The following is a 22,399-nucleotide window of genomic DNA, read 5'->3' on the forward strand; positions in this document are numbered from 1 at the left end:
TCAGGCCTCGACCTGACTCCACTGCTTGCTCAGCCGTTTGTCCGAGATCGGCACTTTTGTCCCCAATTGCTGGGCGAACAGCGATACCCGGTACTCTTCCAGCCACCAGCGGTACAGCTCAAGCTGCGGATCGCGTTTGCCTTCCTGGGCATGCTTGGCGGCACGGGTCTGGTATTGCACCCAGAGGCCGGCCAGTTCACCGCTCCAGACCCGATCCTTCTGCACCTGCGCGCCGAGTTTCTCGAAACGCTGCTCGACCGCCTTCAGATAGCGTGGCAGTTCCTTGAGCCATTGCATCGGCGTTTCCCGGACGAACCCCGGATACACCAGATTGCTGATCTGCTGCTTGATGTCGTTAAGCGCCACAGCCTGCGCCAGATCAATCTTGCCCTTGAAGCGTTTTTGCAGGCCGTGCCACAGCTTGAGGATCTCCAGCGTCAGCCGCGCCACGCGTTCGGCGTGTTCGGTCCAGCTGCCGCGTTTGCGTTCAGCTAATGCGGCGAGCCCGGCGCCGTCACGGGGTAACGGGTCTTCACCTTCAAGGATGCAGCTGTCGAGGCTGGCCAGCAGAATGTCTTCGACCAGCGCATCCACTCGGCCCAGCTCGCGATACAACAGACCCAACTCGGTGATGCCCGGCAGTTTGCTGCGCAGGAATTTCGCCGGCTCAGCCAGTTGCTGCAGCAGCAGCCGCTGCAAGGCGCGGCGATGCTGGAACTCGGCTTCGGCCGGGGTCGAGAACCGCCCTTCCTTGACCGTGCCGCCCTCTTCCACCAGCGCCGGATAGACCGTCATCGATAGCCCGGCGATCTTCTGCTGGGTCTTTTCCGCCACCGGGGCGAAGACCTTGGCCTCCACCGGCTGCTGACTTTTCGCACTCTGCGGCACGGCCAATGCCGCTTGACTGGCTTCGGCAAAACGCGCGGTCAGCTCGGCCAGATCGCGGCCCTCGCCGAGGAACTTGCCCTGGCCGTCGACAATTTCCAGATTCATCCGCAGATGGCTTTCGACCTGCTGCGCCGCTTCCGCCCATGCTTCATCGCTGACGCGCGCACCGGTCATGCGCAGCAACTCGCGACCGAGTGCTTGCGGCAACGAGCCCTCGGCGAAAATCATGCGCTGCAACGCCGCCTTGATGAAGTCCGGCACCGGCACGAAGTTCTTGCGCAGGGCTTTCGGCAGATTGCGCACCAGGGCAATGCACTTGGCCTCGATCAGCCCCGGCACCAGCCATTCCAGGCGTTCCGGCGGCAGCATCGGCAGCAGCGGCGCGGGCACGCGCAGGGTCACGCCGTCGCGCGGGTGATAGGGTTCGAAGTGATAACTGAGCGCCAGTTCCAGATCACCAATGTGCAGCGTGTCCGGGTAATCCCGGGCGGTGACTTCACTGGCCTCGCGGGCCAGCACGTCTTCTTCGCGCATGATCAGCAGTTGCGAGTCTTTCTGACTGTTGACCCGATACCAGCTGTCGAACGTCGCGGTCTGATGAATCTCCGCCGGCAAGCGCGCATCGTAGAACGCGTACAGGGTTTCTTCGTCGGCGAGAATGTCGCGGCGCCGGGCCTTGGCTTCCAGTTCGTCGAGCTGCTCGAGCAACTGCTTGTTGGCGGTCAGGCACTTGGCTTTCGACTGAATCTCGCCACGCACCAGCCCTTCACGGATAAACAGCTCACGCGAAACCACCGGATCCACCGGGCCGTAATGCACCGGACGGCGACCGACCACGATCAACCCGAACAGCGTGATCTGCTCGTAGGCCACGACCTGGCCGCGCTTCTTCTCCCAGTGCGGTTCGAAATGGTTTTTCTTGATCAGGTGCCCGGCCAGCGGCTCGATCCAGTCGGCATCGATCTTGGCGACCATGCGCGCATAGAGCTTGGTGGTTTCCACCAGTTCGGCGGTCATCAGCCACTGCGGACGTTTCTTGCCGATGCCCGACGACGGATGAATCCAGAAGCGCCGCTGACGGGCGCCGAGGTAATCGCCGTCTTCGGTTTTCTGGCCGATCTGGCTGAGCAGGCCGACCAATACCGCTTTGTGCAGTTTCGGATAATCCGCCGGCTCTTTATTGAGGCTCAACTGCATGTCGCGGCAGATCAGGCTCAACTGGCGATGAGAGTCACGCCACTCGCGCAGACGCAGGTAATTCAGGAAATTCTTCCGGCACCAGTTACGCAGCGGACTGGCAGTCAGTGCCTGGCGCTGCTCTTCAAAACCACGCCACAGATTGACCAGCCCGGCGAAGTCCGAATCGCTGTCTTTCCATTGTGCGTGGGCCTGATCGGCTGCTTGCTGACGCTCCGGCGGACGCTCGCGCGGGTCCTGAATCGACATGGCGCTGGCGACGATCAGTACTTCCTGCAGGCTGCCGAGTTTTGCCGCTTCGAGCAGCATGCGCCCCATGCGCGGGTCGACCGGCAAGCGCGCCAACTGGCGCCCGAGCGGGGTCAGCTGACTATTGCGGTCCACCGCCGAGAGTTCTTGCAGCAGATTGAAACCGTCGCTGATCGCCTTGCCGTCCGGCGGTTCGATGAACGGGAACGCAGTGATTTCGCCGAGGCGCAGGTGCAGCATCTGCAAGATCACGGCGGCAAGGTTGGTGCGCAGAATTTCCGGATCGGTGAATTCCGGGCGACCGAGGAAATCCTCTTCGCTGTAGAGGCGCACACAGATCCCCGGCTCGACCCGGCCGCAGCGACCTTTACGCTGATTGGCGCTGGCCTGGGAAATCGCTTCGATCGGCAGGCGCTGAACCTTGGCGCGGTAGCTGTAGCGGCTGATGCGCGCGGTGCCGCTGTCGATCACGTAACGGATGCCCGGCACGGTCAGCGAGGTCTCGGCAACGTTGGTCGCCAGCACCACGCGGCGCCCCGGGTGCGACTGGAAAATCCGCTGCTGTTCGGCCGGCGACAGGCGCGCGTACAGCGGCAGGATTTCAGTGTGCTTGAGCTGGGCCTTGCGCAGCATGTCGGCAGCATCGCGAATCTCGCGCTCGCCGGGCAGGAACACCAGCACATCGCCGGGACTGCGGCGTTCGCTGCGCTCGTAGGCGGCAATTTCATCGAGGGTGGCGAGTATCGCCTGATCCACGGTCAGGTCGTCTTCGACACGGTTGCCCTCTTCGTCTTGCTCCAGGGTCAGCGGGCGATACCAGGTGTCAACCGGGAAAGTCCGCCCGGAGACCTCGACGATCGGCGCATCATCGAAATGCTTGGAGAAGCGCTCCAGATCGATGGTCGCCGAAGTGATGATGACCTTCAGATCCGGGCGACGCGGCAGCAGGGTTTTCAGGTAACCGAGCAAGAAGTCGATGTTCAGGCTGCGTTCGTGGGCTTCGTCGACGATGATCGTGTCGTAGCGTTCGAGGTAGCGGTCGTTCTGGGTTTCCGCCAGCAGGATGCCGTCGGTCATCAGCTTGATCAGGGTGTTGGCATCGCTCTGATCTTCGAAGCGCACCTGATAGCCAACCAGCGAACCGAGCGGCGTACCGAGTTCTTCGGCGACCCGGCTGGCGACACTGCGCGCAGCGATTCGGCGTGGCTGGGTGTGACCGATCAAACCATGCTGGCCGCGACCGATTTCCAGGCAGATTTTCGGCAACTGGGTGGTTTTACCCGAGCCGGTTTCGCCAGCGATGATCAGCACCTGATGCTTCTCCAGCGCGGCCTTGATTTCGTCGCGCTTGGCGGCAATCGGCAGGCTGTCGTCGTAACGAATCACCGGCAGGCTGGCCTTGCGCGCCAGCACCTGATCACAGGACGCCTGCATGCGCGCCACCCACTGGGCCAGTTTGGCCTCGTCGGGTTTCTTGCGCAGCTCGAGCAACTGCCGCCGCAGCCGGTGACGGTCGGCGAGCATGGCGTGATCGAGGTTTTTCAGCAGTTTGTCGATGGAGGGCGATTCGTCGGTCATCGGGTACGCAATTCGGTCGTCTGTTTATGCAGGGGGGCGATTGTCGCAGATTTGCCTCCTACTGTGGCGAGGGAGCTTGCTCCCGCTCGGTTGCGCAGCAATCGTAATCCGGTTGTCGGGAGGTCACTGACAGGACGCGGCGGATGGTTTCGGGGCCGCTTCGCAGCCCAGCGGGAGCAAGCTCCCTCGCCACAAATTCGTCATGCTCCGGGATTATTCGTTGTCGAGGCCTTTGCGGCGGTAAGGGAAGACGTCGATGACCTTGCCGGCGCGAATCGCCTCCTGCAAACCCTTCCAGTAATCAGCGTTGTACAGCTCGCCATGCAGTTGATCGAACAGTTTGCGCTGCCCGGCATCGGCGAACAGGAACGGCGGAAACTCTTCGGGGAACACATCCAGCGGCCCGATCGAGTACCACGGCTCGGAGGCCATTTCGTCCTCGGGCGTACGCGGCGCGGGGATGTGGCGGAAGTTGGCTTCGGTCAGGAAGCAGATCTCGTCGTAGTCGTAGAACACCACCCGACCATGACGGGTGACGCCGAAGTTCTTCAGCAACATGTCACCGGGAAAGATGTTGGCCGCCGCCAGTTGCTTGATCGCCAGCCCGTAATCTTCCAGCGCTTCGCGCACCTGAGCTTCGTTGGCGTTGTCCAGATAGAGGTTGAGCGGGGTCATGCGGCGCTCGGTCCAGCAGTGGCGGATCAGCACCGTGTCGCCTTCGACCGAGACCGTCGATGGCGCGACTTCCAGCAGTTCCTCCAGGCACGCCGGATCGAACTTGCTCAGGGGAAAGCGGAAATCGGCGAACTCCTGGGTATCGGCCATGCGTCCGACCCGGTCGACGCTTTTCACCAGTCGGTACTTTTCGATCACCGTTGCGCGGTCGACGTTTTTCGACGGCGAGAAACGGTCCTTGATGATCTTGAACACGGTATTGAAGCCCGGCAGGGTAAACACGCTCATGACCATGCCGCGCACGCCCGGGGCCATGATGAACTGGTCGTCGGTGTTGGCCAGATGATTGATCAGCGCCCGGTAGAACTCGGATTTGCCGTGCTTGTAGAAACCGATCGAGGTGTACAGCTCGGCGATGTGTTTGCCCGGCAGGATGCGCCGCAGGAAGCCGATGAACTCTGCCGGCACCGGCACATCGACCATGAAATACGAACGGGTGAAAGAGAAAATGATCGACACGTCGGCTTCGTCGGTGATCAGCGCGTCGATCTGAATTCCGCGGCCTTCGCGGTGCAGCAATGGAATCACCAGCGGCCACTGCTCGTCACGGGTGTAGATGCGCCCGACCAGATACGCACCCTTGTTGCGGTACAGCACCGAGGAAAACAACTCGACGCTCAGCTCCGGGTCTTTGCACACCCAGTCCGGCAGGTTCTCGCGCAGTTGCGACTCGAGGCGCTGCAGGTCGCCCGGCAAATCGGCGTAGTCCTCGCTGAAGCGATAGTCGGCAAAGATGCTCGCGAGCATCGATGACAACTGCCCTTGCGGCTTGTAGGTGCGGGTTTGCGCAGCCCGGGCGCGGCGCAGGCTTGGCCGGGTGGTGTGGATGAACATGCAGCCATCGCTGATCAGGTCATGGCTGAACAGCCCGCAGAAGATCGAGTTGTACCAGGTCTCGGACAGCTCATCGTCGAAGCGCAGGTCGATCACGCTGATGTAGGCGCTTTTGACCAACGGCCAGCAACTGACATTCATCAGCGTCTCATCGTCGAAGTACTCGCGCAGGCGGGCAATGGTTTCGCCGACCTTTTCCTCGTAGAGGTTGATCCGCGCCGCCGACGCGGTCTGCGTCTCCTGCCAGCGCGCCTGCTCGAAGCGCTCACGCGCACCGTCGGTAATGCGCCGGAAATGCTCGCGGTAATCATCAAAGCCGTCGAGGATCATGCGGGCGATGTCGGTGGCTGGCCATTGCTGCGGCATAGAGGAGACCTCGGCGTGCAAGTGGAAAAATCTGTGCCTGAGCTTAGCCACGGATGCCCGTACAGGAGAAGTGCAATTTCTGCCAAAAGCGCGGCAGGGTTGTACAGCGACACAGTTTTTAGCAAAGTTTTTTGAGTCGACCGTTCGGTCAAATAACCGCCCACTCAGTCTCGCCTGCCGCCCCGCGCCAGCCCGCGAATTCTCTGGGGTTCGGATCCAATCACCACCCCGCCGCTCTGGCTCGCGGTCTTACCGCTGTGATCCACCCTGTCGATCCAATTGAAGAACTGCCCACAGATTGGTCTTACCAAAATAGTGGCACTTTGATATACAGCCCGCCAGCACCCGCCTCACAACAAGATCCTCGGTCCAAGAGGACGACCTCTTCCTCATAGATCAAGGAGCATATTGATGTCTATCCGCAATCTGCGCATCGGTTTGCGCGCCAGTTTGAGTTTTGCCGTATTGGCCGGCCTGCTGGTGGTGGTCGGCCTGTTCGGCCTGGGCCAGATGAAAAACCTGCGCGAGAGCGCAACGGTGATCGAGGAATCGTGGATGCCCAGCATCGAGAGCATTCACGATGCGGCGGCGAACATCGCCAACATCCGCCTCGAATCCCTGCGCCTGATCACCAGCACCCAGCCGGCGGTACGCGACACAAGCAAAGGCCTCATCAAGGTGCAGCGCGAAGAATTGTCCAAGCGCCTGAAGGACCACACCACACTGCTGGCCAGCGATGCGGAACGGGCGATGCTCGACGGTTTGAATGGCGACGTCGCCAAGTACATGAGCATCCTGGACCAGATCATCGCTCAGATCGACGCCGGGCAAAGTGAACAGGCCTATGCCCGTCTGAACAATGAACTGGCGCCACAGGGCCGGATCCTCGACAAGACGCTGGAGCAGATGATCAGCTTCAACCAGCAAGGCGCCGACAGCGCCGCCGAAGCTGCTGCCGGGGTTTATCAGCAGGCGCTGTGGATTGTCGCGACGATCATCGTGGTCGCCCTGATCGCCACCCTGTTGCTGGCCTGGCTGCTGACCCGCAGCATCACCGCACCGATCAATCAGGCCCTGTCCGTCGCGCAAAAAATTGCCGCCGGCGACCTCAGCGGCCAGATTGCCGATCACGGTCGCGATGAGGCGGCGCAGTTGCTCAGCGCCCTCGCCGAGATGCAGAACAACCTGCGCTCGACCATCCGCGGCATCAGCGAATCGGCGCAGCAACTGGCCTCCGCCGCCGAAGAAATGAGCTCGGTGATGGAGCAAAGCACCCGTGGCCTGCAACAACAGAACGATCAGATCGAACAGGCCGCCACCGCCGTCACCGAGATGAGCACGGCGGTGGATGAAGTTGCGGCCAACGCGGTGTCCAGCGCCGAGGCCTCCGAAGCCTCGAACGAGGACAGCAAACACGGGCATGTGCAGGTCAGCGAGACCATCAGCTCGATTCAGGAACTGGTCAGCGCGGTGCTCGGTGCGTCGGAACAGGCCGAAGGCCTCGCCACTCAGGCTCAGGACATCAGCAAGGTGCTCGAGGTGATTCGCGGCATCGCCGGGCAAACCAACCTGCTGGCGCTCAACGCTGCCATCGAAGCCGCGCGCGCCGGTGAGGCCGGACGCGGCTTTGCAGTGGTCGCCGATGAAGTGCGCTCGCTGGCGCTACGTACGCAGAACTCCACCGAAGAAATCGAGCTGATGATCAGCAGCATCCAGCAAGGCACCGGTGCCACCGTCGGTGCGCTGCAAAGCAGTGCCGAGCAGGCCAGCCACACGTTGCGTCGGGCCAACAGTGCCGGTCAGGCGCTGGAGAAAATCACCGCGTCGATTGCGCAGATCAACCAGCGCAACCTGGTGATCGCCAGTGCTGCCGAACAACAGGCACTGGTGGCGCGTGAGGTTGACCAGAATCTGGTGACCATTCGTGACCTCTCGACCCAGACTGCCGCCGGCGCCACGCAAACGTCCGCTGCCAGTCAGGAACTGTCGCGCCTGGCGATCGACCTCAACGGCCTGGTCACGCGCTTCGTGCTCTGAATGAAAAATTAAATGCCCGATTGACGGTTGCCATCGACGGGGCGCTCGGCAACACTCTCGTCCCGATCAAGGAAGGAGTGCCATCGTGAGCGCTGTCGATATTTTCCGCATGTTGTCGCTGGCAGCCATCTGGGGCGCGAGTTTCCTGTTCATGCGCATCATTGCGCCGGTGATCGGCACCATTCCGACAGCGTTCTTTCGCGTATCGATTGCTGCCGTCGGTCTGCTGGTGATTCTTGGCCTGATGCGCATCAACTGGGATTTCAAGGGCAAGCTGAAGACCGTGATGTTGCTCGGGGTGATCAACTCGGGGATACCGGCGACGCTGTATTCGGTGGCAGCGCAAGTGTTGCCGGCCGGTTACTCGGCGATCTTCAACGCCACCACACCGTTGATGGGCGTATTGATTGGCGGCCTGTTTTTCAGCGAAAAACTCACTGCCGCGAAACTGACGGGTGTGTTTCTCGGCCTGTTCGGTGTCGGCGTGCTGACGCGCGCAGGTCCGGTCGCGTTCGATCTGCAGTTGCTGATGGGCGCCCTCGCCTGCCTGCTCGCCACCACTTGCTACGGTTTCGCCGGATTCCTCACGCGGCGCTGGCTGGACCATAGCGGCGGGCTCGACAGTCGCCTTTCGGCGGTGGGCAGCATGCTCGGCGCCTCGCTGTTTCTGTTGCCCCTGTTCGGCTACAACGTGATCACCGCGCCACCGGCAAGCTGGGGCGGCTGGAATGTCTGGCTGTCACTGCTGGGCCTGGGCCTGGGCTGCACGGCGTTCGCCTACATCATCTATTTCCGCCTGCTCAGCTCCATCGGCCCGGTCAAATCGATGACCGTGACCTTCATGATTCCGGCGTTCGGCGTGTTGTGGGGCGCGTTGCTGCTGGATGAGCCGTTGTCGATGGCGCACCTGTATGGCGGGGTGTTGATTGCGCTGGCGCTGTGGCTGGTGTTGAAGCCGGCGGTGGTGAAGCCTGCTGCCGCGACCGCCGGTTAGACTTGTTGCGTTATTGAGATAGCTATCGCGAGCAGGCTCACTCCTACAGTTGAAGGCATTCTCAATGTAGGAGTGAGCCTGCTCGCGATGGCGGCCGAACAGCCGCCATCGGTTTACGGATCAGCTGGTTTTCCGGAACACAAACGCCAGCCCAACAATGATCAATAGCATCCCCAACACACTCAACGCCGCCAGACGATTGCCGAAAATCAGGTAATCCATCACTGCCGTCACCGCCGGCACCAGATAGAACAGACTGGTGACATTCACCAGATTGCCCCGGGCGATCAGGCGGTACAGCAATAACGTCGCCAGTACCGACACCACCAGCCCCATCCACAACACCGGCACGATGAAACCTGCGCTGTGTTCAAAGTGGAACGGCTGAAACGGCACGAACATCGCGCACAACAGCAGCCCGGCCAGGTACTGCACCGGCAGCGTGCCGAGGGGATTGTCGGTGATGCGTTTCTGCATGATCGACCCCAGAGTCATGCTCGCCAGCGCCAGCAGGCCGAACAGCATGCCCGCCCAGGACATCCCGGCCAGACCGATCCCCTGGTAAACCACCATGATCAGCCCGGCCAGCCCCAGCGCCAGGCCGAACATCCGGCTCGCCGAGCGCTGGCGCTCCATCAGCACCACGGTGAGGATCGGCTGTACGCCCATGATGGTCGCCATCACCCCCGGCGTGACTCTGGTGTTGAGGGCCAGCAGATAGAAAATCTGATACGCCCCCAACAACACCACGCCCGTTGCAATCGCAAACAGCATCGGCCTGCCGCCCTTGGGCAGCTTCAACTTGAGCAGCGGCGTTAACAGCAACAGCCCGCACAGGGCGATCACAAAGCGCATCAGCAGAAAGGCGAAGGGCGAGGCATGGGCCAGGCCCCATTTGGAGAAGATCGCCCCGCTGCTCCACAGCAGAACGAACAGGCTCGTGGACGTCGCCGCAAGCGCGGACTTTTTCGAAAGGACAAACATGAATACCACCTGTAGTCAGGCAAATAGCCAACTCAGCCGTAGCTGAAATTCAGTAGTTGTTCTGGCGGGCGCAGGGGTCAGCAGAGAATGCCGATCAGCCCGAAACGCCAACGCCCGGCGGTGATACGACTGCGCACACCGGCGTGCTACTGACAGGTGGAGGGTAATGACTGATCTGCCCGGGCTGCTGATTCCCGCACGGCACGACGCCAGCGTTGACCGCTGAATCGACTACCGCGTTGATGAGGAATGCAGGCATCGGGACTGATCTTTTTTGACGGGATTGAAACGTGAATCAGCTGATTCACGAGCGCCGACTATAACCAGCGCGGGACATGGATTGCAACGATTTGGACAAAGGGCCAGCAGGGACAGCTCGATGGCGGGCGCATAGGCTGATGAGCAACGGATAGGCCCATTGATGGGGGACAGGGAATGCTCGGGATCACATGCCAAGGGAACGGACATATTTGCGGTATCAGTTGTACAAGTCGCAGGCTAGGAAACAGGCAAGCATCGCTAAAGCTCTATTACAGCTTCCAGCAGGGCAAGACTTGTCGAAAGTACGCTTCGAACCCATTGATGCCATAGCACTGAGCGCGTTCGAGCTTTGGGAGAATCCACTTTTTTGCTGGCGAGAAGTTGCCGCATGGAAGTCACGAGAACCCCTGTCTCTGGATATCGCGATCTGGTTTGAAGAACAGCTTTGCGGACTGTGTTTCGTCAATCCGAACAAAAGCCGCCAACGTATTCGAATCGTCCGATTGGAAGGGCGACCCGGGGATTCTCACCCGCTGAAAAATCGTATCGGGACCTTGGCGATGATGGTCATCGATGAATTCGCCCAAATAATCGGTAGCAACTTCATAGAAGTCCAGGAGCCGATGCAGGGAGCAATTCCTGTTTACACAAAGCTCGGCTTCAAATTTGATTTGGAAGGTCGTCTTGTCCTCGCAGTGGAGAGTAACGTATGGTGAAAACAGCTCAAGTAATGATCAATGAGGGAGGGAACATGCGCAAATCAGTCAAGAAATCCCCCACCAGGAAAAGATCAACCAAAACGGAAGGAACGATTGTCTCCTCCAAGCTATCTGCCAATCAGCAGCGTTTTCTGCAACTACTGATTACAGGCATAGAAGACGAACCCAACGTTCTCGCTGGACGCCGCTGACTCACAGACAATAAAAAACCGCTCACAAGGAGCGGTTTTTTTATTTCAACATCCGGCCTCAGCCAAACAGCCAATACCCCAGCAGCGTCAGCACCACCACCGCCAGCACCGGGCGCAGGACGCGGTAAGCCTTGGGATTGCGGCGCTTCCACTGTTTGACCACGCCGCTGAACCGGTCGCTGAAGTTCTTGCTCCAGGCGTAGGCCTGGTTGATGCCGCCGACACGTTCGTCGTCAAGGTTCTGCGGCGCGGTGGCGCGTCCCAACCAGGCGCTGATGGCGCGGTTGATGCGGGTCATCAGACGGTTGCTCAATGGCCGTTCGACGTCGCAGAACAGGATGACGCGAGTCTGTTCGGTCTCGTTCTTGACCCAGTGCACGTAGGTCTCGTCGAACATCACGTCTTCACCGTCGCGCCAGGCGTAGACCTGACCGTCGACGAAGATCCGGCAATCGTCGGAGTTCGGCGTCGACAAGCCCAGGTGATAACGCAGGGAGCCGGCAAACGGGTCACGGTGCGGATTCAGGTGGCTGCCACCCGGCAACAGCGCGAACATGGCGCCCTTGACGTTAGGTATCGCACTGACCAGCGCCACGGTTTTCGGGCACAGGGTTTCGGCCGACGGCAGCGGTTTGTCGTACCACTTGAGGTAGAAACGCTTCCAGCCTTTCTTGAAGAACGAGCCGAAACCGGCGTCATTGTTCTTTTCGGCGGCGCGGATATAGCCCTCGTCGAACAAGTGCATGGCTTCGTCGCGAATGGTTTCCCAGTTATCGCGCAGCACATCCAGTTCCGGAAACTTGCTGCGATCCAGATACGGCTTGGACGGCACACCGGAGAACAGGTACATCAGCGCGTTGTACGGAGCGAACAGCGCCGAGTGGTTGACAAACTGACGCAGGACCGGCAAACGAGCCTTGCCGCGCAAATGCACATAGAGGATGCTGCCCACAAACAGCAGCAACACCAACACCTTGGCGGCTAACGAAAAGGTCATCAACGACTCCTTGAATAAAGACAACGCTGCGCAATGCCCGTTACCCGGCATGGCAGCCGGCCATGATAAACACTACCGGCCTCGGGAAAAACCCGCCCAACCCAAGATTCAGTGTTAAGAATTGCGCAACAAAGCATTTATTAGCATAACGATCCTGAACCCCGGCTGATCTGAGTCAATTGGACTACTGCTGATTCTCCTGTTCGGTGAACAGATCGCTGAACAACATGCTCGACAAATAGCGCTCACCGGAGTCCGGCAGAATCACCACGATGGTCTTGCCCTGCATTTCCGGCTTCTCGGCCAGGCGCACCGCTACGGCCATGGCCGCGCCGCACGAGATACCGCACAAAATCCCTTCTTCCTGCATCAGGCGCAGCGCCATGGCCTTGGACTCGTCATCGGTGACCTGTTCCACGCGATCGACCATCGACAAATCGAGGTTCTTCGGCACGAAACCGGCGCCAATCCCCTGAATCTTGTGTGGGCTCGGCTTGATCTCTTCACCCGCCAGCGCCTGGCTGATCACCGGCGAAGACACCGGCTCCACTGCCACCGACAGGATCGGTTTGCCCTGGGTATTCTTGATATACCGCGACACGCCGGTGATGGTGCCACCCGTCCCGACGCCGGCCACCAGCACATCCACCGCACCATCGGTGTCGTTCCAGATTTCCGGACCGGTGGTTTTTTCATGAATCGCCGGGTTGGCCGGATTGTCGAACTGCGACGGCATAAAGTATTTGTCGGCGTCGCTGGCAACAATTTCGGCGGCCTTCTCGATCGCGCCTTTCATGCCCTTGGCCGGTTCAGTCAGAACCAGCTCTGCGCCCAGCGCCTTCAGTACCTTGCGCCGTTCGATACTCATCGAAGCCGGCATGGTCAGCATCAATTTATAACCGCGAGCTGCCGCAACAAAAGCCAGGCCAATACCGGTATTGCCGGAGGTAGGCTCGACGATGGTCATGCCCGGTTTGAGTTTGCCGCTGCTTTCGGCGTCCCAGATCATGTTCGCGCCGATCCGGCACTTGACCGAATAACCGGGGTTGCGCCCCTCGATCTTGGCCAGGATGGTCACGCCACGCGGCGCGATGCGGTTGATCTGCACCAGCGGCGTGTTGCCGATGGAATGGGCGTTGTCAGCAAAAATACGGCTCATGGCTGGGTCCTTATGCAGCATTGAATTCAGCGTTCCAAGGTATGCCTGTTGCCGGGCGCAGTCCAGTCGGGTCGAACGTCTGCGCCGCGCCACAGTCAATCGCTTACATCGTCAGGGAATTTTTGCCATGAAGCGTCGCTATAGCTGGCCAATAGGGATCTTTGTCGTCGTCGTTGTGCTGCTGATCGCCCTGCACATTGCCCTGCCCTACGTGGTGCGCGATTACCTGAACGGCAAACTGGCCGACATGGGTGATTATCGCGGCCAGATCACCGATGTCGATCTGGCCTTGTGGCGCGGCGCCTACAAGATCAACGGGCTGAAAATCGTCAAGGTCGACGGCAAGGTGCCGGTGCCGTTCGTCAACGCACCCGTGATCGATCTGGCGGTCAGTTGGCACTCGCTGTGGTACGACCATGCCGTGGTGGCACAGGTGCAGTTCTTCAATCCCGAGATCAACTTCGTCGACGGCGGAGCCAACAAGCAGAATTCCCAGACCGGTAAAGGCACCGACTGGCGGGCGCAACTGGGCAAGTTGCTGCCGATCACCCTCGACGAGGTGCAGATCCATGACGGCAAGATCAGTTTCCGCAATTTCAACTCCAAGCCGCCGGTCAACATGAACGCCACCAACGTCGAGGCCAGCATCTACAACCTGACCAACGTGGTCGACAAACAGGGCAAGCGCGATGCCCGTTTCGAAGGCAAGGCCAAGCTGCTCGGCCACGCACCGTTGGAAACCACGGCCACTTTCGATCCGCTGAGCAATTTCGAGGACTTCCAGTTCCGCCTGCGCGCCCGCGACATCGAACTCAAGAGCATGAACGACTTCGCCTCGGCCTACGGCAAGTTCGACTTCAACGCCGGGCATGGTGACGTCGTGATCGAAGCCCAGGCGAAAAAAGCCCAGGTCAGCGGCTACATCAAACCGCTTTTGCGCGATGTCGAGGTGTTCAACTGGCAGCAGGACGTGGAGAACAAGGACAAGAGCATCTTCCGCTCCGTCTGGGAGGCCATCGTCGGCGGCACGGAAACCGTGCTGAAGAACCAGGCCAAAAACCAGTTCGCCACCAAGGTCGAACTCAGCGGCAACGTGCATCAGCAAAACATCAGCGCATTCGAAGCGTTTTTGCAGATTTTGCGCAATGGCTTCATTCAAGCCTTTAATGCGAGGTATGAGCGGCCGAAGCCGGATGCGGGCTAATTCTTACGATTAACGACATATCGACCAGATTCTTCAGCCGCCAGCGTGGACTTTTGCTGCAATGAGTCCCAACCAAGACAAGCCAAGGCTAATGACCTTGGCACCGCCTCCCGCCCATTACTGTATCGGCTGATGCTGCGGGCACTGACACCCAGCGCCTCGGCTGCCTGATTCAGTGAGAGTCCGGTACGTGCACGCCAATCGATGAAAATCCGAGTGTTTTCATCGACAGTGTTTTGGGCCAGCGCATCCATATAAAGCGTGTCTGCGCCAATCTGTATATCGCGCTCAAGCCATTCGACCGTCCAGCCATTGTCGTCAAGGGTCGCAGCCGCAAACACTTCGGGATCAAGCAATGGTTGCAGACCTGGATAAGCGTGGATGTCTCGGCTCAGGTCAAGGGTCAGATCCTGACCATCAATAAAGGTCAGTTTCAATCGAAAACCTGACAGTGCCTGCACAGCCGTCAGACGAGGCCTTTTCATGGGTAACATCGTTTCCAGTCCTCCAGCAGTTGCACTTGATGAGCCGCAACCCAAGCCAGCGCTTCCTTGATAATCAGCGGCGGTGCCTTGCCCGTCATGACTTCGACGGTTTCAAGGCTCAGCATCACGTCCACTCCGCCACCGATCAAGTGGACATGGGGTGGCGGGTGATCCTTCTCACGTAACTGAATGCGGTATTTGTCGCGAAATCGGTATTTAGTCGTCATGCCCGACAGGCTATCGCCAAATCGGCGATACCTGAATACTGGCCTCTGGCCGAAACCGAGTCAACATGTGACGCCCCATTCAGAGACTGAATAAGCCGTCTGCGTTCACAGTCGACCGGGCTGCGCGTTATAGTCGGGGCATCCGATTTTTTCGCCCCCGCCCTGCCCGCGCAGGTCGGCGTTACCGTTCGAGGATTAGCAGATGAAGTTCGAAGGCACCCAGGCCTACGTCGCCACCGATGACCTGAAGCTGGCGGTCAATGCCGCCATCACCCTGGAGCGGCCACTGCTGGTCAAGGGCGAACCCGGCACCGGCAAGACCATGCTCGCCGAGCAACTGGCCGAATCGTTTGGCGCCAAGCTGATCACCTGGCACATCAAGTCCACCACCAAGGCCCATCAGGGCTTGTATGAGTACGATGCGGTCAGCCGTCTGCGCGACTCGCAACTGGGCAACGAAAAAGTCCACGATGTGCGCAACTACCTGAAGAAGGGCAAGCTCTGGGAGGCCTTCGAGTCAGAGGAGCGGGTGATTCTGCTGATCGACGAAATCGACAAGGCTGACATCGAGTTCCCCAACGACCTGTTGCAAGAACTCGACAAGATGGAGTTCTACGTTTACGAGATCGACGAGACCATCAAGGCCAAGAAGCGCCCGATCATCATCATTACCTCCAACAACGAGAAAGAGCTGCCGGACGCCTTCCTGCGCCGCTGCTTCTTCCATTACATCGCTTTCCCGGATCGCAACACTCTGCAGAAAATCGTCGACGTGCACTACCCGGACATCAAGAAGGACCTGGTCAGCGAAGCGCTGGACGTGTTCTTTGACGTGCGCAAAGTGCCGGGCCTGAAGAAGAAACCGTCGACCTCCGAGCTGGTCGACTGGCTGAAGCTGCTGATGGCCGACAACATCGGCGAAGCAGTGCTGCGCGAGCGCGATCCGACCAAGGCCATTCCGCCATTGGCCGGTGCGCTGGTGAAGAACGAACAGGACGTGCAGTTGCTTGAGCGCCTGGCGTTCATGAGCCGTCGCGGTTCTCGCTGAGGCTGATGCCATGTTGCTCAACCTGTTCAATGAAATGCGTGCAGCCAAGGTGCCAGTGTCGGTACGCGAGCTGCTCGACCTGATCAACGCGCTGAAACAGCGCGTGACCTTCGCCGACATGGACGAGTTCTACTACTTGTCGCGGGCGATTCTGGTCAAGGACGAACGGCATTTCGACAAATTCGACCGTGCGTTTGGCGCCTACTTCAATGGCCTGGAAAAGCTCGACGATCACTTGCAGGCGCTGATCCCCGAAGACTGGTTGCGCAAGGAATTCGAGCGCTCGCTGACCGACGAGGAACGTGCACAAATCCAGTCCCTCGGCGGGCTGGACAAGCTGATCGAAGAGTTCAAGAAGCGTCTGGAAGAACAGAAAGAGCGCCATGCCGGCGGCAATAAATGGATCGGCACCGGCGGCACCAGTCCGTTTGGTTCCGGCGGTTTCAACCCGGAAGGCATCCGCGTCGGCGATGCCGGCAAGCGTCAGGGTAAAGCGGTCAAGGTCTGGGATCAGCGCGAGTACAAGAACCTCGACGATTCGGTGGAGCTGGGCACGCGCAACATCAAGGTCGCCCTGCGTCGTCTGCGCAAATTCGCCCGTCAGGGTGCGGCGGAAGAGCTGGACATCGACGGCACTATCGACCACACCGCCAAAGACGCCGGCCTGCTGAATATCCAGATGCGCCCGGAGCGGCGCAACACGGTGAAGCTGTTGCTGCTGTTCGACATCGGCGGCTCGATGGATGCGCACGTGAAGATCTGCGAGGAATTGTTCTCGGCCTGCAAGACCGAGTTCAAGCATCTGGAGTACTTCTACTTCCACAACTTCATTTATGAGTCGGTGTGGAAGAACAACATGCGCCGCACGTCCGAGCGTTTCTCGACCCAGGATTTGCTGCACAAGTACGGCGCCGACTACAAAGTGATCTTCATCGGTGACGCCGCCATGGCGCCCTACGAAATCACCCAGGCCGGCGGCAGCGTCGAGCACTGGAACGAAGAGCCGGGCTATCTGTGGATGCAGCGCTTCATGGAGAAGTACAAGAAACTCATCTGGATCAATCCGTATCCGAAGGACACGTGGGGCTATACCTCGTCGACCAATATCGTGCGCGATTTGATCGAGGATCAGATGTATCCGTTGACCCTGCGCGGGTTGGAGGAAGGGATGCGCTTTTTGTCCAAATAATCCAATGAGTGCGTGGCGAGGGAGCTTGCTCCCGCTGGACTGCGTAGCAGTCCCATACTTTTTCAGATTAGAGGGGGCCGCTTCGCGCCCCAGCGGGAGCAAGCTCCCTCGCCACATCTAAAACCGCTGTAGATATTCGATGTGCTCCCGGTGCGCGACGTCCTGCACCACCGGCCGCAACCGCACCTGCGCCCCCGGCAGACACTGCGCCAGTCGCGCCAGCGCCAACGGCGTCAACGCTCCCAACCGTGGATAGCCGCCAATCGTCTGTCGATCATTGAGCAACACGATCGGCTGCCCATCCGGCGGCACCTGCACCGCCCCCAGCGGAATGCCCTCGGAAATCATCGGCCGGCCCTGATACTGCAACGTGGTGCCCAACAATCGAATGCCCATGCGATCAGCGCGACTGTCGAGCGTCCACGAACTGTTGAACACATCGAACAGACTCTGCCCGCTGAACTGGCCGATCTGTGCACCGAGCACCAGATCCAAAGGCGTATTCAGGCGCAAATCAGGTCGATGCGCCAGCGGCACTTCACGCACCTGCAGAACCGCACCGCGATAACTCAACGTCGCGCCCTTGGCCAACGGCAACCCCATGCCATCAAGACCACCGAGTTCTTCACGCACCACCGTGGCACTGCTGCCCAGCACCTGCGGCGCGTCGAAACCACCGGGCGCCGCCAGATAAGCCCGGGCGCCGAGCAGCGGTTGAGCGAACCTCAATGTCTGGCCCTTGCCCAGTTTGAAACTGCGCCACGGCGCCAGCGCCTGCCCGTCAATCTGCGCGCCGAGATCCGCCCCGGCCAGCGCCAGCAGGCAATCTTCCTGCGCCACCACGGCAAACCCGCCGAGGGTGATTTCGATCACCGGCGCATTTAATCCGTTACCCAATAACCAGTTGGCCCAGCTCATCGAGCACCAGTCCGCCGCGCCGCCCTGGGTCACGCCCAAATGGCGCACGCCAAAGCGCCCGGCGTCCTGCAACAGGCACAGCGGTGTGCTGGCTTCAATCGTCAGTCGGCTCATGCCTGCGCCTCCAGCGGTGTGTCATCGCCGCCCAAGTTGATGAACTCGGCGTGGCTCACCGCTTCGAAACGCACGGTGTCGCCGGGCTGCATCAGGCTGTAGCCGTCGCGATGGCGGTCGAACAGTTTCGCCGGGGTGCGGCCGATCAGGTTCCAGCCGCCGGGGGATACCACCGGATAAGCCGCAGTCTGCCGCTCGGCGATGCCGACGCTGCCGGCCGCGACTTTCTTGCGCGGGGTGTCCAGGCGTGGCGCTGCCAGCACCTCTTCCACCAGCCCCATGAAGGCGAATCCCGGCGCAAAACCGAGGGCAAACACCTGATATTCGCGAGCGCTGTGGCGGCGGATCACCTCCGCCACCGCCAACCCGCTGCGCTGCGCCAACAGGCTCAGCTCGGGGCCGACACTCAGGTCATACCAGACCGGCAGCACATGGCACTGGCCGCTGGTTCGGGCATTGGGCGACAGGTCGATCAAGGCTTCAGCGATCAATTCACGCGCTTGGCCCGGGTTCAATAATGTCAGATCGTAATGCACCATCAACGTGGTGTAGGACGGCACCAGATCGATCAACTGCGCGCCAAATACCGTGCGCAAACGCTCACTGGCGGCGAGCATCCACGGCATGTTGGTTTCGGCAATTTCATCGAACAGGCGCAGCATCAGGCAGTCCAGGGCCACCACTTCAATCCGTGGGTTCATGGCGCGCTCTGCTGATTCAGGGCCTCGCGAATGCGCTGCACGGCGGCCACCGAACTGGCGTTGTCGCCATGCACGCACAAGGTGTTGGCCTGCAGGTGCAGCGCGCTGCCGTCGCTGGCGACGAGGTCACTGCCACGGGCGATGATCAGGGCCTGTTCGATGATTTTTTCTGCCTCGTGATGCACCGCATCCGGCAGTTGCCGCGAGACCAGTCGACCTGCGCTGTCGTAGGCGCGGTCGGCGAAGGCTTCGAACCACAGGGTCACGCCGTATTCGTCGCCGAGTTGCTGCGCCGCCGCGTTGTCACGGGTGGCCATCAGCATCAGCGGCAACGTGCGATCGTAAGCCGCCACAGCTTGAATCACCGCCCGCAACTGGGCAGGGTTGGCCATCATGTCGTTGTACATCGCGCCGTGAGGTTTGACGTAACTGACCCGCCCGCCCTGCGCCTTGCAGATGCCATCGAGGGCGCCAATCTGGTAATGCAGGATGTCTTGCAGCTCTTGCGCGGAATAAGCCATGGAACGCCGGCCGAAACCGACCAGATCCTGATAGGCCGGATGCGCACCGATCTGCACGCCGTGGCTCAGTGCCAGGCTGACGGTTTTGCGCATGATGCCTGGGTCACCGGCATGGAAGCCGCAGGCCACGTTGGCGCAGTCGATGAAGGGCATGACCTCGGCGTCCAGACCCATGGTCCAGTTGCCGAAACTCTCGCCGATATCACAATTCAATAGCAGGCGGCTCACGGTGAACACTCCTGTAGCTTCTTGTCTTTTTATCTGTAGGACGCTTGCCCGGCAGGTTATCAGTTACTGCGCATCCAGTTGCTTGCCACGGGTTTCCGGCAGGCTCAATGCGGCGAGAATCACCACGCCGTAGGACACCGCAGCAAACGCGCCGATACCCACACTCAACGGGACTTTCTGGCTGAGCAAACCAATCAACAGCGGAAACAATGCCGCCAGCGCCCGACCGATGTTGTAGCAGAAGCCCTGCCCTGAGCCACGAATCCGCGTCGGAAACAGCTCGGTGAGAAACGCGCCCATGCCGCTGAAAATCCCCGAGGCGAAGAAGCCCAGCGGAAAGCCCAACCACAGCATCACCCCGTTGCTGACCGGCATCTGCGTGTACAGCAGAACGATGGTGAACGAGCCGACCGCAAACAGGATGAAGTTCTTTTTCCGCCCCAGCAGATCGGTCAGATAGGCGCTGATCACATAGCCGACGTAAGAACCGACGATCACCATCGCCAGATACCCGCCAGTGCCCAGCACACTCAAGCCGCGTTCATTCTTCAGGAAGGTCGGCAGCCACGAGGTGATCGCGTAGTAACCGCCGAGCGCCCCGGTGGTCAGCAAGGAAGCGCGGAACGTGGTGAACAGCATCCCCGGGGCGAAGATCTCGTAGAACTTCGCCGGATTCTGCGGAGTTTGTGCAGCCTTGGCTTCGCGATAGATCTGCGGGTCTTTCACCAGACGCCGGACGAAGATCACGAAAATCGCCGGGACGATGCCGAGAATGAACAGCGCTCGCCAGGCATCTTCCGGTGGCAACACCGAGAACAGCAACGCATACAGAATCGCCGTCAGCCCCCACCCCAGCGCCCAGCCGGATTGCACCATGCCCACCGCTTTGCCGCGATCCTTGGCGCGGATCACTTCACCGATCAGCACCGCGCCGGCGGTCCATTCGCCGCCGAAACCGAAGCCCATCAGGGTGCGAGCGATTAGCAGCTGTTCGTAGTTCTGCGCGAAACCACAAAGAAACGTGAAGAAGGCGAACCACAGCACCGTCAGTTGCAGGGTGCGCACGCGGCCGATGCGGTCGGAGAGAATCCCCGCGACCCAGCCGCCGATGGCCGAGGCGATCAGGGTGCTGGTGTGAATCAGCCCGGCCTGCCCGGTGGTGATGCCCCACATGGCGATCAGGGTCGGCACCACGAAGCTGAGCATTTGCGTGTCCATGCCGTCCAGGCCATAGCCGATCTTGCAGCTCCAGAAGGTACGACGCTCTTGCTGATTGATGTTGCGATACCAGTCGAACGGGCCGGGGCGGGCCGTGCTCTTGGGGAGGTCGAGGGTGTCGGGCGCACGCATGGCAAGTCTCCGCAGGCTTTTATTGGTCTTGTTCGAAGTTCCGACGACGCCTATCGTGGGAACCGGATGCGCCGATTTTTCGTCGCTCGGCCCTGCTGCGTCCAACGAATAAAAACCCGCCTTAGGCATAAGAAAAATTTGTCACCCGAGCCGTTGCCATGAACCTGAAGTTTCTCGAGACCTTTGTCTGGGTCGCCCGGCTGAAGAGTTTTCGCCTGACCGCCGACAAGCTGTTCACCACCCAGGCGTCGATTTCCAGCCGTATCGCAGTGCTCGAAGGCGAGCTGGGGGTGAAGCTGTTTCTGCGTGATTCACGCGGCGTCAGCCTGACGCCCGAAGGCCTGAAAGTGCTGGATTATGCCGAGCAGATGCTCGATACGATGTCAGCCCTCAAGCAATCGATCGAGACCCGTTCGAGCAAGGTCGGCCGGGTGCGCATCGGTGTGATGGACACGGTGATCCACACCTGGCTCAGCCCGTTGGTGGCGCAGATGACCGATCTGTATCCACGGGTGGAAATCGAGCTGGTGGCGGATACCTCGCTGAACCTCTGCGATCAGCTGCAAAAAGGCTTTCTCGACATCGTTCTGCAAACCGATCTGGTGCGCCACGAAAGCGTGCGCAGCCTGGCACTGGCCAGCCATCCGCTGGGCTGGATCGTTGCGAGCAATTCGATCTACAACCGCGACTACGCCGACCTCGGTGAACTGGCGCAGGAACGGATCATCACCTACTCGAAAAACTCCCGACCGCATCAGGATCTACTGGCGCTGATGCAGGCCAACGGTGTGCTGGCGCCGCGCCTGAATTGCGTGAATTCGGTGTCGGCGATTACCCGGCTGCTGCGCGATGGTTTTGGTATTGGCGTACTGCCGCCGGTGCTGGTGGCCGAGGAACTGGCCCGGGGTGAACTGACCTTGCTCGACATCGACCAGCGACCACCGAATCTGCAAGTGGTGGTGTCGTGGCGGGTTGGCGTGGAATGGGTCGAGGAAATGGTGACGTTGTGTCAGCAGGTGCTGGAGGGGTATGCGCGCAAGGTCGGTGAAAAGTACATCACCTTGAGTGCCTGACACCCTGTGGCGAGGGAGCTTGCTCCCGCTGGACTGCGAAGCAGGCCCAAAACCAGACATCCCAATCATTCAGGACAATTGAGTTCAAAGGTTTACGACTGCTGCGCAGCCGGGCGGGAGCAAGCTCCCTCGCCACAGGGGTTTGGCCAGCC

The 22,399-nt window shown here is 60.2% G+C and carries 19 protein-coding genes; 8 read left to right on the forward strand and 11 right to left on the reverse strand.

The features are described 5' to 3' along the window. Window positions 1-3,912: an ATP-dependent RNA helicase HrpA gene (gene hrpA / locus ACU680_RS19720; RefSeq protein WP_448180311.1), complete on the reverse strand. Its 3,912-nt coding sequence runs from the start codon at window positions 3,910-3,912 to the stop codon at window positions 1-3. Window positions 3,913-4,125: 213 nt separating this feature from the next. Further along, entirely contained in the window at window positions 4,126-5,847 is a 1,722-nt protein-coding gene (gene aceK / locus ACU680_RS19725) for a bifunctional isocitrate dehydrogenase kinase/phosphatase (RefSeq protein WP_367083700.1), read from the reverse strand. Window positions 5,848-6,258: 411 nt separating this feature from the next. Between aceK and ACU680_RS19730 the strand changes: the two genes are divergently transcribed. Both ACU680_RS19730 and ACU680_RS19735 read left to right on the forward strand, forming a co-directional pair. Next, on the forward strand, window positions 6,259-7,884 hold the full coding sequence (locus ACU680_RS19730; RefSeq protein WP_448180312.1) for a methyl-accepting chemotaxis protein: 1,626 nt from the start codon (window positions 6,259-6,261) through the stop codon (window positions 7,882-7,884). An 85-nt stretch (window positions 7,885-7,969) separates the two neighbouring features. After that, window positions 7,970-8,878 (forward strand): DMT family transporter, encoded by a 909-nt coding sequence (locus tag ACU680_RS19735; RefSeq protein WP_448180313.1) that lies wholly within the window; start codon window positions 7,970-7,972, stop codon window positions 8,876-8,878. A 120-nt stretch (window positions 8,879-8,998) separates the two neighbouring features. On the opposite strand, the gene ACU680_RS19740 is transcribed toward ACU680_RS19735, so the two are convergent. Further along, complete coding sequence (locus ACU680_RS19740; protein ID WP_448180314.1) at window positions 8,999-9,862, reverse strand: DMT family transporter; 864 nt, start codon at window positions 9,860-9,862, stop codon at window positions 8,999-9,001. Window positions 9,863-10,416: 554 nt separating this feature from the next. Here ACU680_RS19740 and ACU680_RS19745 point away from each other — a divergent pair. Next, window positions 10,417-10,839 (forward strand): hypothetical protein, encoded by a 423-nt coding sequence (locus tag ACU680_RS19745; RefSeq protein ID WP_371921067.1) that lies wholly within the window; start codon window positions 10,417-10,419, stop codon window positions 10,837-10,839. A 35-nt stretch (window positions 10,840-10,874) separates the two neighbouring features. Next, window positions 10,875-11,033, forward strand: coding sequence for a hypothetical protein (locus ACU680_RS19750; protein ID WP_329699363.1), 159 nt, complete (start codon window positions 10,875-10,877; stop codon window positions 11,031-11,033). A 58-nt stretch (window positions 11,034-11,091) separates the two neighbouring features. Here the strand turns inward: ACU680_RS19750 and ACU680_RS19755 are convergent, their stop codons facing one another. Both ACU680_RS19755 and cysK read right to left on the reverse strand, forming a co-directional pair. Beyond that, window positions 11,092-12,030: an aspartyl/asparaginyl beta-hydroxylase domain-containing protein gene (locus tag ACU680_RS19755; protein ID WP_367083690.1), complete on the reverse strand. Its 939-nt coding sequence runs from the start codon at window positions 12,028-12,030 to the stop codon at window positions 11,092-11,094. A 184-nt stretch (window positions 12,031-12,214) separates the two neighbouring features. Then, a complete protein-coding gene (gene cysK / locus ACU680_RS19760; protein ID WP_007969612.1) occupies window positions 12,215-13,189 on the reverse strand; it encodes a cysteine synthase A in 975 nt (324 codons plus the stop codon). 127 nt (window positions 13,190-13,316) lie between these two features. Here cysK and ACU680_RS19765 point away from each other — a divergent pair, with 127 nt between their 5' ends. Then, on the forward strand, window positions 13,317-14,393 hold the full coding sequence (locus ACU680_RS19765; RefSeq protein ID WP_367083688.1) for a DUF748 domain-containing protein: 1,077 nt from the start codon (window positions 13,317-13,319) through the stop codon (window positions 14,391-14,393). On the opposite strand, the gene ACU680_RS19770 is transcribed toward ACU680_RS19765, so the two are convergent. Beyond that, the gene (locus tag ACU680_RS19770; protein ID WP_367083686.1) at window positions 14,390-14,887 is read right to left on the reverse strand and encodes a helix-turn-helix domain-containing protein; all 498 of its coding nucleotides are present in this window, start codon (window positions 14,885-14,887) and stop codon (window positions 14,390-14,392) included. The genes ACU680_RS19765 and ACU680_RS19770 overlap by 4 nt on opposite strands. Next, a complete protein-coding gene (locus ACU680_RS19775; RefSeq protein ID WP_097086717.1) occupies window positions 14,875-15,105 on the reverse strand; it encodes a DUF4160 domain-containing protein in 231 nt (76 codons plus the stop codon). Before ACU680_RS19775 ends, ACU680_RS19770 begins: the two co-directional genes overlap by 13 nt. Before the next feature lie 202 nt (window positions 15,106-15,307). Here ACU680_RS19775 and ACU680_RS19780 point away from each other — a divergent pair, with 202 nt between their 5' ends. After that, entirely contained in the window at window positions 15,308-16,153 is an 846-nt protein-coding gene (locus ACU680_RS19780) for an AAA family ATPase (RefSeq protein ID WP_098967703.1), read from the forward strand. A 10-nt stretch (window positions 16,154-16,163) separates the two neighbouring features. Further along, entirely contained in the window at window positions 16,164-17,342 is a 1,179-nt protein-coding gene (locus tag ACU680_RS19785; protein WP_027614532.1) for a vWA domain-containing protein, read from the forward strand. 117 nt (window positions 17,343-17,459) lie between these two features. On the opposite strand, the gene ACU680_RS19790 is transcribed toward ACU680_RS19785, so the two are convergent. The 4 genes from ACU680_RS19790 to ACU680_RS19805 form a co-directional block, all read right to left on the reverse strand. Then, the gene (locus ACU680_RS19790) at window positions 17,460-18,374 is read right to left on the reverse strand and encodes a 5-oxoprolinase subunit C family protein (RefSeq protein WP_400759330.1); all 915 of its coding nucleotides are present in this window, start codon (window positions 18,372-18,374) and stop codon (window positions 17,460-17,462) included. Next, window positions 18,371-19,075 (reverse strand): 5-oxoprolinase subunit B family protein, encoded by a 705-nt coding sequence (locus ACU680_RS19795; protein ID WP_448180315.1) that lies wholly within the window; start codon window positions 19,073-19,075, stop codon window positions 18,371-18,373. The genes ACU680_RS19790 and ACU680_RS19795 overlap by 4 nt, the downstream gene beginning before the upstream one ends. Beyond that, window positions 19,072-19,824, reverse strand: coding sequence for a 5-oxoprolinase subunit PxpA (locus tag ACU680_RS19800; RefSeq protein WP_448180316.1), 753 nt, complete (start codon window positions 19,822-19,824; stop codon window positions 19,072-19,074). Before ACU680_RS19800 ends, ACU680_RS19795 begins: the two co-directional genes overlap by 4 nt. Before the next feature lie 63 nt (window positions 19,825-19,887). Further along, window positions 19,888-21,174: an MFS transporter gene (locus ACU680_RS19805; protein ID WP_448180317.1), complete on the reverse strand. Its 1,287-nt coding sequence runs from the start codon at window positions 21,172-21,174 to the stop codon at window positions 19,888-19,890. A gap of 158 nt (window positions 21,175-21,332) precedes the next feature. Here ACU680_RS19805 and ACU680_RS19810 point away from each other — a divergent pair, with 158 nt between their 5' ends. Beyond that, complete coding sequence (locus ACU680_RS19810) at window positions 21,333-22,247, forward strand: LysR family transcriptional regulator (RefSeq protein ID WP_448180318.1); 915 nt, start codon at window positions 21,333-21,335, stop codon at window positions 22,245-22,247. The last annotated feature ends 152 nt before the right edge of the window (window positions 22,248-22,399 follow it).

It is taken from the genome of Pseudomonas sp. LF020, assembly GCF_053456425.1.